The organism is Bacillus sp. A015, assembly GCF_053851875.1.
The window spans coordinates 145,671-159,217 of sequence record NZ_JBSPZB010000004.1 but is presented as its reverse complement, the minus strand read 5'-3'; the positions used below and the strand labels follow the sequence as shown (position 1 = coordinate 159,217).

Below are 13,547 nucleotides of genomic sequence, written 5' to 3'. Positions count from 1 at the left end.
GTTCAGTGACAACTTGAGGGAGAGATCAACATGCTGCAGAAGCTATGGTTATATCATACAAACGACTTGCACAGCCACTTTGAGAACTGGCCAAAAATCGCCGCTTATATTGAAGAAAAGCGTCAAGTTCACGATCAGATGCTTTTGTTTGATATTGGCGACCATATGGACCGAGTGAACCTAGTGTCAGAAGCTGATTATGGAAAGGTAAACGTCAAGCTCCTCAATCAGCTCGGCTATGATGGGGTCACGATTGGGAATAATGAGGGCATTACGCTGCCTCATGATCAACTGGATCAATTATACAAAGAGGCTCAATTTCCAGTGATTTTGTCTAATTTATTTGAGAAAGGCAAAAGACCATCGTGGGCAAAGCCTTATCATATGATCACAATGAAAAATGGACTGAAGATATGCCTCTTAGGGGTAACGATTGCTTATACACCTGTATATGAAAAGCTGGGCTGGGACATTACAGACCCGTTTGACAGCATACGGGACATGCTGCAAGAAGTGAAGGGACAGGCTGATGTTATTGTGCTCCTTTCCCATCTTGGTATCATCCATGATCGGGAGGTAGCCCATGATTTTCCCGAAATTGACATCATCTTAGGCTCACACACGCATCATCTTTTAGAACATGGTGAGATGGACAATGGTGTGCTGCTTGCATGTGCTGAAAAGTATGGGCATTACATTGGCTGTGTAGAGCTGACCATTGACACAACTCGCAACGAGCTCATAAAGAAAAAAGCGACAGTGCAATCAGTGGATCAGCTCATTAGTGAATCGGATGAAGCCATCACGACCTTACAGCAAGCTGAAAGAAGAGCAAAATCACTGATGCAGGAAAAAGTGACATCGATCGAGACGAAACTTGAAACGAAGTGGTTTGATGATTCTCCGCTTCCCCAGCTGTTAACAGATGCCATTAAAGATTGGTGCGGGGCAGATATCGGCATGATGAATGCAGGCATGGTGCTTGATTCATTAGAGGCTGGGGTCGTGACAAGAGAAGAGATCCACCGAATATGCCCGCATCCAATTAATCCAATTCGGGTGACGCTTACCGGTAAACAGCTGCTAGAAACCGTTCAGCGGGCATGTGAAGAAAAAATGGAACAGCTGCGCATCAAAGGCTTCGGCTTTAGAGGTGAGTTGATGGGGAAAATGCTATACAGCGGACTCACCTATACATTAGAAGAAGGCGAAAACAAACGGGTGAAGGAAGTCTTTGTCCATGGTCAATTGATCGAAGAGGCTGATTCATATACGATTGGCACAGTAGATATGTATACACTCGGCTCCCTGTTCCCTCATATACGTGATCATGAACATATTGACTATTTCATGCCGGAATTTTTACGTGATGTGCTGAGCTGGCGCTTGAAGGAAGCAAGATGAAATCCGCTTCAGCCTAACAACACTCGCCCTCTCTTCACATAGATTGTGATGAAGGGAGTGAAGGGATTTGGTGAATTTAACACCGATTACAATTGATGGCCATTCCTTTACAGCCGTCACCGTCAAACTGCCGAAGACCAATTTTATGGCAGTGACAAACGAGCATGGTTATATTATGTGCGGTGCACTTGATGTCGGGCTCTTAAATGAAAAGCTTGCAGATAGAGGAATCATCGCAGGAAGAGCGGTTGGTGTGAGAACCATTGACCAGCTGCTGGATGCGCCTTTAGAATCTGTGACATACGCCGCAGAAGCGCTAGGGATTCAAGCTGGAACAATCGGAAGAGACGCATTATTAAAAATGGTGAAATAAAATAGAGAGATGATTCCTATCCCCCCGCCTGTCTGCATACACTTGTAATGGAGAAGGGGGGATTTTTTATTGAGAATGAACCGCCGTTATCGCCCCTACAAAAAGGGCCCTTTGCCGTTTCGTTACGTCATGCTGCTTGCCATATTATTTTTTGTGCTCTCAACTGTCATTAGTCTATTCTTCATTAACCGTTCTATTAAACCAACCCTGATTCACATTGCTGAACTAGAAACAGAGCGAATCGCCAATCATCTCATTCAATATTCTGTTCAAGATTTTGCAGACGATCAAGAGAATATGAAAGATATGGTGGTCATGAATACAAGTGAGAACGGAAAAGTAACGACCATTGATTTCAATGCGCAAGCAACATCGAAAGCAATGGCTGACCTGTCACGTCACCTTCAAAAAAATTTAGAGGACATTGAAAAGGGGAATTTTCAAAAGGAAGCGAAAGAGGTATTAAAAGATCAAACGGATGGCCATGACGGCATTATATACAATATTCCACTTGGGCAAGCGTCCGGAAATGCACTGATCGCAAACCTAGGACCAAAAGTGCCTGTACGATTTAGTGCCATTGGTGATCCGCATACGGACGTTGAAAAAAACATTAAACCCTATGGCATTAACAATGCCTTGATTGATATTAGTGTTCTGATCGAGGTGAAGGTGAGAGTCATCATTCCGTTTGCATCTGAAACCATCGTCGTCAAAAATTCTGTTCCTGTATCCATACAAGCCGTTCAAGGAGATGTTCCAGATTATTATAATGGCAGCGGGACGAATTCCGGTGCTCCATCGATTGTTTTGCCAGAGAAAAAGGAGAAAGAAGATTAACAGCCCAATGAAAGAATTGGGCTGTTTGTTATGATTTGCTTTTCCGCTCGGCTCTTTCCCACGCTCGCAGGTGAGGATATGGATCAAAAGACCATTCAGTTCGTCCGTTGTCCTTATACATACCATAGTGAAGGTGTGGTGGAAACTTTCCAGCTGTGCCGGGAGGGCCGTAACCGGAGCTTCCGACAGACCCAATGACCTGTCCAGGCTCAACAATTTGGCCAGTCTTTAGCCCTTTTGCAAAGCCATTTAAGTGAGCGAAATAATGATAGTGATTGTGAATATCTCGTATGCCTATCCGCCAGCCGCCAAAGCGGTTCCAGCCTTTCATTTCAATAATGCCATATGATGTCGCACGAACGGGAAGACCATAATGGGCAAATAAATCAGTGCCCTCATGGATTCTTCTCCCTCCAAAGCCTCTCGCATCACCCCATGTACTCCTGTAGCTGTAGTCAGCTCCGACCGGAAGAGGAAACGCATGCTTTCCGAGGTCAAGATGGCCGTAGTGCTTATAGAGCTTCATAAAAGATGAAATGATTCCAACGGTTTGATCACGTCCATAATAGTCCCATAAGGCAATTTTTAATTGGTCGATGCTGCTGCCGTAGTGAAGCAAGTATTGAGCAAACGTGAACAGTACATCTTCATCGTTATCGATTTCAGCTTTACCATCCCCATTTCCATCAAGCCCAATGCCGTCAAACACTTTAATGCTTAAGGGGGAGGTATCCTGCTTATTCGGGTTTTCTGGTCCGATCCACATTTCCCGGGGAATGTAGATGCCAATGATGCCTTTTTGTTTCGGTAAATCTTTTCTGCTTTTTCGAATATTGTGTTCATACTGATCAACCGCAGCAAGTACATACCATGGAACCTGTGTCGTGATGGCGACTTTTTCGTATAGTGCCATTCGCTGCTTCAACTCATCTGGCTGCTTGCTCGCCCCTTCTGCATGAATAGGTAAAGGTATCATTGAAAGAGCGATGATGATGGCTAAAACCACTTTCACAAACGTCCATCTCCTTTCTTCGAGCATCATCTTCTACCGTTTAGTGTGGTTAGATCGCTGTATTTCATAAGAAGAAAATGTTAGTAATTTTCTTCTGTTGTTTTAGGAGGCTTTTGGTTTTTTTGCAGCCCATTCCCTTGTTGTTCAATCTGTACTATGTTAAAGTGTCTAAAGAAAAGGCTTTAGGCCGAAGATTCAATTTTTTGCAGCTGCTGGCTGCATCCATCGTATATAGCAGGAAGATTTTTGTATATGCACCTTTAACGAATTCATATGGAGATGATGGAATTGGCAAAGAAGGAAGAGCACGTAAGAAAACCGGACTGGCTTAAAATTAAGCTGAATACGAATGAAAACTATACCGGTTTGAAAAAAATGATGCGGGAAAACAACCTGAATACCGTTTGTGAGGAAGCGAAATGTCCGAATATTCATGAATGCTGGGCAGTTAGAAGAACCGCTACATTTATGATCCTTGGTTCTGTTTGTACGCGCGCATGCCGTTTCTGTGCGGTGAAAACTGGACTTCCAACTGAGCTTGACCTGCAAGAACCGGAACGCGTTGCAGATTCAGTGGCTTTGATGAACTTAAAGCACGCCGTTATAACAGCGGTTGCAAGGGATGACCAAAAAGATGGCGGAGCAGGCGTTTTTGCTGAAACAGTGCGTGCTATTAGAAGAAAAAGTCCATTCACGACAATTGAAGTTCTCCCTTCAGACATGGGTGGCAATTATGATAATTTGAAGACATTGATGGATACACGCCCTGACATTTTAAATCACAATATCGAAACAGTACGCAGATTAACACCAAGGGTTCGTGCACGTGCGACATATGATCGTTCATTAGAATTCTTGCGTCGTGCAAAAGAAATGCAGCCTGACATTCCAACGAAATCAAGCATTATGATTGGACTCGGTGAAACGAAGGAAGAAATCATTGAAGTCATGGATGATCTTCTTGCCAGTCACGTCGACATCATGGCGATTGGTCAGTATTTACAGCCTTCGAAAAAGCATTTGAAAGTTCAAAAATACTACCATCCAGATGAGTTTGCAGAGCTGAAGGAAATTGCAATGTCAAAAGGCTTTAGCCATTGTGAAGCTGGGCCGCTTGTCCGCTCTTCTTATCATGCAGACGAACAAGTAAACGAAGCGTCTAAAAAGCGTCAGGCGCAAGCATAACAAAGAAAACGCCAGAGCTCTCTGGCGTTTTTTCTCGTATTAATTTTGGCCGTAAGGGGCGTTTCTTCTCATGGTGCGGTCGGAATTTGTCATACCATTTGCATCTTCTTGATTTGAAATAACTCCACCTTGAGGGGAATATTTCATTTGTTGAATTGTTTTTGTTAAAATTTGATCAAAATCACGTGAATTGGTTTGAAGACGTGAAAAATTGGCAATGGATTGAAAGTGCTCTGGATTATCAGAGACGTATACATGATAATAACGAGGGAGAACAGAAACCGCCGTTTTCTTCACTTGATCGGCTGATTCATCTCGGTTTTTGTTTCCTGTTCGATACACAATCAGTGCATCCTCATCTGTGACAAGAGTCGCTGCATCTTTGATGTTTGGCAGCTGCACAGCTAAACTTGTAATGACGTGGGCAAGGTGCTCACGATTTAAAGCAGGTGTCTTTTCTTTCTGATCCGTTACTTGCTGCCGCTGATAACGAACATATCCTGCTCTGTTTGTGTCTGCTTTTGGCATGTTGGAATTATTTCCTTCATGACGATCAGACAGCCGGATGGTTTTACTTGAAGAATCCTCATCCACCTGCCTGTTCATACCTGATTGAAAGCCGCATCCGCCTAAAAGCATGCAGAGGAGAATAGTGGCTGTCAGTTGTTTCATCATAAATGTGACCTCCTTTTTTCTTTAGCTTCGGCTAAAACGGAAAAAACATGCTTTAGCAATTGATGGAGTTCTTCCAATGAATTATCATTAAAGATGGATCGTTTAAAAAGAGGTGAGAAGATGATCGTTATTCAGAATGCTACCTTTGATCTTGTGAGAGATATCAAAGACGGCTTTGATGAGGAAGCGTTTAAAGCAAGGTACTCAGATATTTTAAATAAGTATGATTATATTGTGGGAGATTGGGGCTACAATCAGCTTAGGCTGAAAGGGTTCTTTGATGACCAAAACCAAAAGGCCACATTTGATACAAAAATCAGCACACTCGATGAATACATTTATGAATACTGTAATTTTGGCTGTGCCTATTTTGTCTTAAAACGAATGAGAAAATAACGCAAAGGGGAGCGTCATGATGTATTTCGTAGACAGAAAGAAGATTGAAGAGACATTACGTTTTTTCGAGGAGCAATATGATTTGATGCGCAGTCATCAAACATGGACAAGTCCTCTAGAGAAAAAAGCGCTGGAACGAATCGTTCATCTGCTCGTCGAATGTATTCTTGATACGGGGAATGACATGATTGATGGCTTTATTATGCGTGATCCAGGAAGCTATGATGACATCATGGATATTCTTGTCGACGAAAAAGTCGTACCAGAAGAGGAAGGCAGGCAGCTGAAAAAGCTTGTCTCGTGCCGCAAAACGCTTGTTCAGCAATATCAGGAAGTGGATCATCACGACTTATTGCAGGTGATCAGTGAGGTAGAACAGGCGCTTCAAGTATTTCCAAACAGAATCCGTACCTATTTGGAGCAGGAGCTTGGACCAGTATCAGCGTTTAAATAAACCATTGGAGTTGTGAGCATCATGAAATACAAAGGCTATTTAATTGATTTAGACGGGACGATGTATAAAGGAACAGAAAAGATTGAAGAGGCGGGTCAATTTGTTCAAAAGTTAAATGAGTTGAACATCCCTTATTTGTTTGTCACAAATAACTCTTCACGCACCCCGAAGCAGGTAGCGGAAAAACTTGTTTCTTTCGATATTCCAGCAACGGAAGAACAAGTCTTTACAACAAGTATGGCGACGGCAAACTATATTGCGGAACAAAAGAAAGATGCGTCTGTTTACGTCATCGGCGAAGAAGGAATCAGGCAGGCCATTGAAGAAAAAGGGCTGACGTTTGGTCAGGAAGACGCTGATTTCGTCGTTGTTGGAATTGATCGAGGCATTACTTATGAAAAATTAGCAGTAGGTGCTATTGCCATTCGTCAAGGAGCACAATTTGTCTCAACAAATGGCGATATTGCCATTCCAACAGAAAGAGGGCTTTTACCAGGGAACGGCTCGTTAACGTCTGTGCTGACAGTCACCACAACGGTCCAGCCAACGTTTATTGGAAAGCCAGAATCGATCATCATGGAACAAGCCATGCGGGTGCTCGGGACAGATGTGTCTGAGACGCTCATGGTCGGTGATAACTATGATACCGATATTATGGCAGGGATGAATGCAGGAATGGATACATTGCTCGTTCATACAGGCGTGACAACAAAAGAGCTGCTTCAGCAGTATGACAAACAGCCAACCTATGTCATTGATTCTTTATCCGAGTGGATCGAGCGATGATCATAAAAAAGAGGACAAGCGTTACGCGCGCGTCCTCTTTTTTGGTTTATTCCGCATTTCTCGAACTATGTGCCAGCCTGCTTGATGCTGCCGCAGCAATGGCGCCGACAATGTCATCTAAAAAAGTATGGCACTCGCCTGTGGATTTATCGTTCAGTTTTCCAAGGATTCCTGGTTTTTCTTTATCGATATATCCGTAATTCGTAAAGCCGATCGATCCATAAATATTGACGATGGCAAAGGACAAAATTTCATCGACGCCATACAGGCTTTCGTCTGTTTCAAGAATCGATTGCAGCGGCTCGGTCAGCTTTTTTTGCTCAGTCAGTACGTCTAGTTCGACGCCTGTTAATATCGCATTTTGGACTTCACGTTTTGCGATGACACGCTCCACATTGTGGATGCACTCTGTCATGTCTAAGCGAGGATGATACTTTTCCTGTAAAAAGTAGACAAGGTCTGCTATATCTTGAATGGTTACGCCTCGCTCTTGTAAACGTCGTCTTGCTGTTTTTTCTACTTCGTTCATCTCATGATGATGCGGCATGTATTCCTCACCCAATTCTCGTAATTTGTCCACAACGTGTTAAAAAGCTTCGGATAGTAAATTGTATTCATAAATCCCTCAACCTGCGACTACGATATGATAAGAGACTGATCATATGAACGCAGGTGAAAATATGAAAGAAACCATTTATCACACATTTGGTATTGATGTTCGTCAATTTATGCCATATGGCAGCTATCAGAGCTTTCAAACGGCGAAGGCTCTCTTCCTCATTGTTCCTGTGTCTCATTTGCGAGAAGAAGAACTCACAGAGCTTTATCATATCAGTCAGTATTTACTGAATGACGGTGACCTATACGTCGCTGTGTTTGAATTAACGAATGAAGAGAAACCGACCTTTACTCATGGAAAGGAACTGTACGCCTTATTAAAGGCAGCACCGCCGGTCACAAGCCGCTCGTTTCAGCATGCGTCAGAGCTGGCGGCCTTTCATGTAAGGGGAAGAGGGTTTCCTTATGAGGTATCTGAAACAAAACGGGTGGGAGCCTGGAAGGAATTATGGGCAAAACGGTTAGATCAGCTTGAAGGCTTTTGGATGCAGCAAATGCATCAAAAACCGCTTGAACGATTTGAAAAAAAATTCATTGAATCCTTTCCGTATTATCTTGGGTTAACGGAAAATGCCATTCAATATTTAGTTGATACAGAGCTTGATGATGAACCGAAAGAATGTGACTCAGGTACTGTTTGTCATCAGCGCTTTTCACGTAAGACATGGCCGCATGAGCAGCCGCTTCGTTTACCTGTTGATTGGGTCTTTGATCATCCAACCCGGGACATTGCCGAATACTTAAGAGAAACCTTTGTACAGCATAAGGAAGATTTAATTGAAGAAGGATTTTCCTTTCTGCAGCAATATGAGCAGGTGACACCCCTTTCATCCTTTTCAAAGCGATTGTTATACAGCCGCCTTTTGTTCCCGCTTCATTATTTTGAAATTGTGGAAGGCTACTACATGTCTGGAGAAAATGAAAAATCATATTATGAAGAGCGGTTAGATTACGTCTTAAATGATGCCAATCGCTATGAATACTTTCTGAAGGTCTTTCAAGAGATGAGTGCCATGCGAAGCGGCGGGAGCCTCATTCCGGCTGTTGGATGGATTCAACCATCCGCTGATTTGAAGTTTCAGTAAACACACGAAACGTCTCTTTTCTCTTGAGGCGTTTTTCGTTATGCTTAAAGAAATCAACAAAAGGAGTGTTCTTCTTGACGAAACCTTATGTCTATATCACAAGAAAGCTAGATGAAACATCACTTACACCATTAAAAGAAGTCGCTCATATTGAGATGTGGCCGAGCGAGGATGAGCCATGTCCAAGAGAAGAGTTAGAAAAACAATCTGCTAAGGCTGATGGGCTTCTCACGATGCTGTCAGATCAAGTGGACGAGGCACTTTTATCAAATGCCCCGAATGTAAAAGTGGTGGCGAACCTTGCTGTTGGCTATGACAATATTGATCTTGAAGCAGCTAAAAAACATGGTATCACAGTGTGTAATACACCAGACGTATTAACAGAATCCACAGCTGATTTAGCCTTTGCCCTGCTGATGGCATCAGCTAGACGGATTGTGGAGGCGAGTGATTGGATTAAGGAAGGAAAATGGACAGGCTGGGGACCGCTTCTTCTTGCCGGCGCCGATGTTCATCACAAAACCCTTGGAATTGTCGGAATGGGCAGTATTGGAACAGCACTTGCCAAGCGGGCAGCGGGCTTTGATATGAAGGTGCTTTACCATAACCGTTCAAGAAAGCCAGAGGCAGAAGCGCAGCTAGGTGTGACCTATGCCACCTTTGATGAACTGCTCACGCAGTCTGATTTCATCGTCTGTCTGACCCCTTTAACTCCGGAAACGAAAGAAATGTTTAATGAGAAAGCATTTGATCAGATGAAGAACACGGCTTACTTTATCAACGTATCAAGAGGGCAGACAGTGGATGAGGATGCTTTATATGAGGCTGTCACAACAGGAAAAATTGCAGGAGCAGGTCTGGATGTATTTAAACAGGAACCTGTCAGCCCGGCTCATCCGTTAACGACATTACCTAACGTGACGGTTCTTCCTCATATCGGAAGCGCAAGTGTTGAAACGAGAAAAACGATGATGCATTTATGTGCGGAAAATATCGCGCTTGTCTTACAAGATCAGCAGGCCAAAACGCCGGTTCATCCATAAATGTTAAGGCTTCCCGACTTTCGGGAGCTTTTCTGACAAAAATATTTTGAAAATATAGAATCTTGATATAAATAGCTGTTAAGCGGTTTCATTCCTACATTCTCATATTTTATTACCTTGTCAAAATGAGGATACCCCTTTATAATGTGTGTACATTGAATGTCTGTGTTAGGTTAACAAATGTCTTTTTAGAGAGGACATTTACGGAGAAAGGTGGAATTTCAGGTGAAGGCAATTCGAGTTGGACTATTAGGATTAGGAACAGTGGGGAGCGGTGTCGTTAAGATTATCCAAGATCATCAGGATAAATTAATGCACCAGATCGGCTGTCCGGTATTAATACAAAAAGTGCTTGTGAGCAATCCCGACAAAAAAAGAGATGTGGATGTAGCAAGAGAGGTCTTCACAACTGAAGTATACGATGTGATTAGAGATCCAGAGGTCGACGTCATTATTGAAGTGATGGGCGGCATTGAAGATACAAAACAATATTTAATAGATGCGTTAAACGAGAAGAAACATGTCATTACAGCCAATAAAGATTTAATGGCACTTTACGGAACGGAGCTTTTGCATGTTGCGAAAGAAAATGGCTGTGATCTTTATTATGAAGCAAGTGTCGCCGGAGGAATTCCGATTCTTCGTACACTGGAGGAAGGATTAGCCTCTGATCGAATCACAAAGATGATGGGTATCGTGAACGGCACAACGAATTTTATTTTAACGAAAATGAATGTCAATAAAAGCGCATATGAAGATGTATTAAAAGAAGCGCAAGATCTCGGTTTTGCAGAAGCAGATCCAACAGCTGATGTAGAAGGACTGGATGCGGCAAGGAAAATGGCCATTCTTGCAAGGCTTGGCTTTTCGATGAATGTTGATTTAGAAGATGTGAAGGTCAAAGGCATCTCTGAAATCTCTGATGAGGACATTAATTTTAGCAAACGATTTGGCTATACAATGAAGCTGATCGGTATTGCCCAAAGAGACGGAGAGAAAGTGGAGGTTAGTGTACAGCCAACCTTACTCCCTGATCATCACCCACTATCATCCGTCAACAATGAATTCAATGCTGTGTATGTCTACGGAAGTGCTGTGGGAGAAACGATGTTTTACGGACCTGGAGCAGGAAGTCTGCCAACGGCAACAGCTGTTGTATCTGACTTAGTCGCAGTGATGAAAAACATGCGTCTTGGCGTGAACGGAAGCGGATTTATCGCAGCCCAATTTGAGAAGAAAATCAAATCATCATCGGAAGTATTTGCTCAGCAATTCTTAAGAATACATGTCAGAGATCAAGTCGGGGCATTCTCCCGGATTACATCTATTTTTTCTGAAAGAGGCATCAGCTTTGAAAAGATCCTTCAGCTTCCTGTGAAAGGGCATGATGAGCTGGCTGAAATTGTGATTATTACACATCAGACTTCAGAAGAAGATTTCTCAAATATCCTGCAAAAATTAAACGATCTCGACGTGGTGGTTCAAGTGAAGAGCACGTACCGAGTAGAAGGGAACGGTTTAAGCTGATGAAGTGGAATGGACTCATTGAAGAATTCCAAGAATTCTTACCAGTAAACGAACATACACCAAAACTAACATTAAATGAGGGGAATACACCGCTGATCCACCTCGCCAAGCTTTCTGAAAAGCTGGGGATTGAGCTGCATGTGAAAACAGAGGGCGTCAATCCAACGGGCTCTTTTAAAGATCGAGGAATGGTCATGGCAGTCGCAAAGGCAAAAGAAGAAGGCAATGATACGATCATGTGTGCTTCGACAGGAAATACCTCTGCAGCCGCTGCGGCTTATGCGGCTCGCGCTGATATGAAATGTATTGTCATCATTCCAGATGGGAAAATTGCCTTCGGTAAGCTCGCGCAGGCTGTGATGTATGGAGCAGAGATCATTGCCATTGACGGCAACTTTGATGATGCGCTTAAAATTGTCCGCAGCATCTGTGAAAAAGCGCCGATTGCACTCGTTAACTCCGTCAATCCTTACCGAATTGAAGGACAAAAGACAGCGGCATTTGAAATCTGTGAACAGCTAGGCTCTGCGCCAGACGTACTGGCGATTCCTGTTGGAAATGCAGGGAATATCACAGCCTACTGGAAAGGGTTCAAAGAATATCATGAGCAAAAAGGTACTGGGCTGCCTGTCATGCGCGGTTTTGAAGCGGAGGGTGCAGCAGCGATCGTTCGAAATGAAGTAATTGAGCAGCCAGAAACAGTAGCAACAGCCATTCGTATCGGAAATCCAGCAAGCTGGAAGCAAGCTGTGGCAGCCGCCGATGAATCAAACGGAAAAATTGATGAAGTGACAGACGAGGAAATTCTTCATGCGTATCAATTGATTGCACGTGAAGAAGGGGTGTTTGCAGAGCCAGGATCATGTGCGTCCATTGCGGGCGTACTAAAGCAGGTGAAATCTGGAGAAATCAAGCCAGGCAGTAAAGTGGTTGCTGTATTAACAGGAAATGGGTTGAAAGATCCGAATACGGCCATTGATATTTCACACATCAAACCGGTCACACTCGATGCAGATGAAGATCAAATTCTCGAACATTTAGAAAAGGCCGCACGCGTATGAGTGAAGCCTCCATGCTTTTTTCAATCACAGTACCGGGAAGCACTGCCAACTTAGGACCAGGCTTTGATTCAGTCGGAATGGCGCTCAGCCGCTATTTAAAGCTATCGGTCTATGACCATGATAGCTGGCTGTTTGAAGCAGAAACAGATGTCGTGTCTGGTATTCCATCAGGCACCGACAATCTGATTTATCAAACAGCCAAAAAGGTCGCAGATGACTTTGGAAAAACACTCCCGCCTGTTCATGTCAAAGTGTGGAGTGATATTCCATTGGCTCGGGGGCTAGGCAGCAGTGCAGCCGCCATCGTGGCCGCCATTGAGCTTGCCAATCAGCTGCTTGAATTAAATTTGTCAGATGATCAGAAGCTCTTTTTTGCAAGTGAGGTAGAAGGTCATCCAGATAATGCTGGTGCTTCGCTATTTGGTGGTTTACTCATCGGCCTTCATGAAGAAGAAAAGACACATGCCGTTAAAGTGCAGCATGTGGATATAGATGTAGTGGTCGTAATTCCTTTTTATGAAGTGCTGACAAAGGATGCCCGTGATGTCCTGCCAGAGGATCTTTCCTATAAGCATGCCGTCAGTGCGAGTGCGGTGAGTAACGTCCTTGTCGCTGCCTTAATGACGCAGAACTGGCCGCTTGTAGGGGAAATGATGAATAAAGATTTGTTTCATCAGCCTTATCGCACCATGCTTGTCCCAGAGCTGTCGAAGGTGGAGCATGTCGCTTCATTAAAAGGAGCGTATGGAACAGCACTAAGCGGTGCCGGGCCGACGATCCTTACCTTAGTTGAAAAAGGGAAGGGAGACGCGCTGAAAGAGCAGCTTGCTCAAAATTTCCCTCATTGCGAAGTAGATTTGCTGACGGTGCCGGTAGAAGGTGTCGTCGTCGAACATCATCCTGTCAATCAAGTGTAGAACGTGCGGTGAATACGCACGTTCCAGCGTGTAGACAAACCCTCGCATTCTGTGTCAGTCCTGCGTGCCGGTGCTCACGAATCTCAAATTCGCTCCGCTCCGGTACTCGTCCTTCCTAGACTTCAAGGGCTTTCTATCACGCTGAAAAGAAGACAAAGGGCTAAAATAAAG

At 43.7% G+C, this 13,547-nt stretch carries 15 protein-coding genes; 12 read left to right on the top strand and 3 right to left on the bottom strand.

Annotation, left to right across the window (positions count from 1 at the left end; translation table 11 throughout):
- The first annotated feature begins 30 nt into the window (after positions 1 to 30).
- From ACSLGF_RS05335 to yunB, 3 genes are all read left to right on the top strand, one after another.
- The gene (locus ACSLGF_RS05335) at positions 31 to 1,404 is read left to right on the top strand and encodes a bifunctional metallophosphatase/5'-nucleotidase (protein ID WP_456003142.1); all 1,374 of its coding nucleotides are present in this window, start codon (positions 31 to 33) and stop codon (positions 1,402 to 1,404) included.
- 67 nt (positions 1,405 to 1,471) lie between these two features.
- Positions 1,472 to 1,777 carry a YunC family protein gene (locus tag ACSLGF_RS05330; protein ID WP_099681807.1) on the top strand — a complete coding sequence of 102 codons (306 nt, stop codon included), beginning with the start codon at positions 1,472 to 1,474 and terminating at the stop codon, positions 1,775 to 1,777.
- 75 nt (positions 1,778 to 1,852) lie between these two features.
- Positions 1,853 to 2,617, top strand: a complete 765-nt coding sequence (gene yunB / locus ACSLGF_RS05325) for a sporulation protein YunB (RefSeq protein ID WP_456003282.1) — start codon at positions 1,853 to 1,855, stop codon at positions 2,615 to 2,617.
- A gap of 28 nt (positions 2,618 to 2,645) precedes the next feature.
- On the opposite strand, the gene ACSLGF_RS05320 is transcribed toward yunB, so the two are convergent.
- The gene (locus ACSLGF_RS05320) at positions 2,646 to 3,593 is read right to left on the bottom strand and encodes a M23 family metallopeptidase (protein WP_456003280.1); all 948 of its coding nucleotides are present in this window, start codon (positions 3,591 to 3,593) and stop codon (positions 2,646 to 2,648) included.
- A 324-nt stretch (positions 3,594 to 3,917) separates the two neighbouring features.
- Between ACSLGF_RS05320 and lipA the strand changes: the two genes are divergently transcribed.
- Positions 3,918 to 4,814 carry a lipoyl synthase gene (gene lipA, locus ACSLGF_RS05315; protein ID WP_456003140.1) on the top strand — a complete coding sequence of 299 codons (897 nt, stop codon included), beginning with the start codon at positions 3,918 to 3,920 and terminating at the stop codon, positions 4,812 to 4,814.
- 39 nt (positions 4,815 to 4,853) lie between these two features.
- Here the strand turns inward: lipA and ACSLGF_RS05310 are convergent, their stop codons facing one another.
- Complete coding sequence (locus ACSLGF_RS05310; protein ID WP_456003138.1) at positions 4,854 to 5,489, bottom strand: YhcN/YlaJ family sporulation lipoprotein; 636 nt, start codon at positions 5,487 to 5,489, stop codon at positions 4,854 to 4,856.
- A gap of 120 nt (positions 5,490 to 5,609) precedes the next feature.
- Here ACSLGF_RS05310 and ACSLGF_RS05305 point away from each other — a divergent pair, with 120 nt between their 5' ends.
- From ACSLGF_RS05305 to ACSLGF_RS05295, 3 genes are read left to right on the top strand one after another with little or no spacing between them, the layout of a single operon-like run.
- Positions 5,610 to 5,885 (top strand): YutD family protein, encoded by a 276-nt coding sequence (locus ACSLGF_RS05305; protein WP_099727043.1) that lies wholly within the window; start codon positions 5,610 to 5,612, stop codon positions 5,883 to 5,885.
- 19 nt (positions 5,886 to 5,904) lie between these two features.
- Complete coding sequence (locus tag ACSLGF_RS05300; protein ID WP_456003136.1) at positions 5,905 to 6,339, top strand: DUF86 domain-containing protein; 435 nt, start codon at positions 5,905 to 5,907, stop codon at positions 6,337 to 6,339.
- 18 nt (positions 6,340 to 6,357) lie between these two features.
- Positions 6,358 to 7,125 (top strand): TIGR01457 family HAD-type hydrolase, encoded by a 768-nt coding sequence (locus ACSLGF_RS05295; protein WP_230030878.1) that lies wholly within the window; start codon positions 6,358 to 6,360, stop codon positions 7,123 to 7,125.
- Between the two features lie 46 nt (positions 7,126 to 7,171).
- Here ACSLGF_RS05295 and ACSLGF_RS05290 read toward each other — a convergent pair whose 3' ends face one another.
- Positions 7,172 to 7,672: a phosphatidylglycerophosphatase A family protein gene (locus tag ACSLGF_RS05290; protein ID WP_456003134.1), complete on the bottom strand. Its 501-nt coding sequence runs from the start codon at positions 7,670 to 7,672 to the stop codon at positions 7,172 to 7,174.
- 115 nt (positions 7,673 to 7,787) lie between these two features.
- Here ACSLGF_RS05290 and yutH point away from each other — a divergent pair, with 115 nt between their 5' ends.
- The 5 genes from yutH to thrB all read left to right on the top strand — a co-directional run bounded on the left by yutH (position 7,788) and on the right by thrB (position 13,376).
- Positions 7,788 to 8,828 carry a spore coat putative kinase YutH gene (yutH, locus tag ACSLGF_RS05285; RefSeq protein WP_456003132.1) on the top strand — a complete coding sequence of 347 codons (1,041 nt, stop codon included), beginning with the start codon at positions 7,788 to 7,790 and terminating at the stop codon, positions 8,826 to 8,828.
- Between the two features lie 74 nt (positions 8,829 to 8,902).
- The gene (locus tag ACSLGF_RS05280; RefSeq protein ID WP_456003130.1) at positions 8,903 to 9,871 is read left to right on the top strand and encodes a 2-hydroxyacid dehydrogenase; all 969 of its coding nucleotides are present in this window, start codon (positions 8,903 to 8,905) and stop codon (positions 9,869 to 9,871) included.
- A 225-nt stretch (positions 9,872 to 10,096) separates the two neighbouring features.
- Positions 10,097 to 11,398, top strand: a complete 1,302-nt coding sequence (locus ACSLGF_RS05275; protein ID WP_099727048.1) for a homoserine dehydrogenase — start codon at positions 10,097 to 10,099, stop codon at positions 11,396 to 11,398.
- Positions 11,398 to 12,459, top strand: coding sequence for a threonine synthase (gene thrC / locus ACSLGF_RS05270; RefSeq protein ID WP_230030786.1), 1,062 nt, complete (start codon positions 11,398 to 11,400; stop codon positions 12,457 to 12,459). Before ACSLGF_RS05275 ends, thrC begins: the two co-directional genes overlap by 1 nt.
- Positions 12,456 to 13,376 (top strand): homoserine kinase, encoded by a 921-nt coding sequence (thrB, locus tag ACSLGF_RS05265; RefSeq protein WP_456003128.1) that lies wholly within the window; start codon positions 12,456 to 12,458, stop codon positions 13,374 to 13,376. Before thrC ends, thrB begins: the two co-directional genes overlap by 4 nt.
- Positions 13,377 to 13,547 lie beyond the last annotated feature (171 nt).

Coding starts and splice junctions, on each gene's coding strand:
- ACSLGF_RS05335 (WP_456003142.1), top strand. CDS start 31: ATGCTGCAGAAGCTATGGTTATATCATACAAACGACTTGCACAGCCAC.
- yunB (WP_456003282.1), top strand. CDS start 1,853: ATGAACCGCCGTTATCGCCCCTACAAAAAGGGCCCTTTGCCGTTTCGT.
- ACSLGF_RS05320 (WP_456003280.1), bottom strand. CDS start 3,593: ATGATACCTTTACCTATTCATGCAGAAGGGGCGAGCAAGCAGCCAGAT.
- ACSLGF_RS05310 (WP_456003138.1), bottom strand. CDS start 5,489: ATGATGAAACAACTGACAGCCACTATTCTCCTCTGCATGCTTTTAGGC.
- ACSLGF_RS05305 (WP_099727043.1), top strand. CDS start 5,610: ATGATCGTTATTCAGAATGCTACCTTTGATCTTGTGAGAGATATCAAA.
- ACSLGF_RS05300 (WP_456003136.1), top strand. CDS start 5,905: ATGTATTTCGTAGACAGAAAGAAGATTGAAGAGACATTACGTTTTTTC.
- ACSLGF_RS05290 (WP_456003134.1), bottom strand. CDS start 7,672: ATGCCGCATCATCATGAGATGAACGAAGTAGAAAAAACAGCAAGACGA.
- yutH (WP_456003132.1), top strand. CDS start 7,788: ATGAACGCAGGTGAAAATATGAAAGAAACCATTTATCACACATTTGGT.
- thrC (WP_230030786.1), top strand. CDS start 11,398: ATGAAGTGGAATGGACTCATTGAAGAATTCCAAGAATTCTTACCAGTA.
- thrB (WP_456003128.1), top strand. CDS start 12,456: ATGAGTGAAGCCTCCATGCTTTTTTCAATCACAGTACCGGGAAGCACT.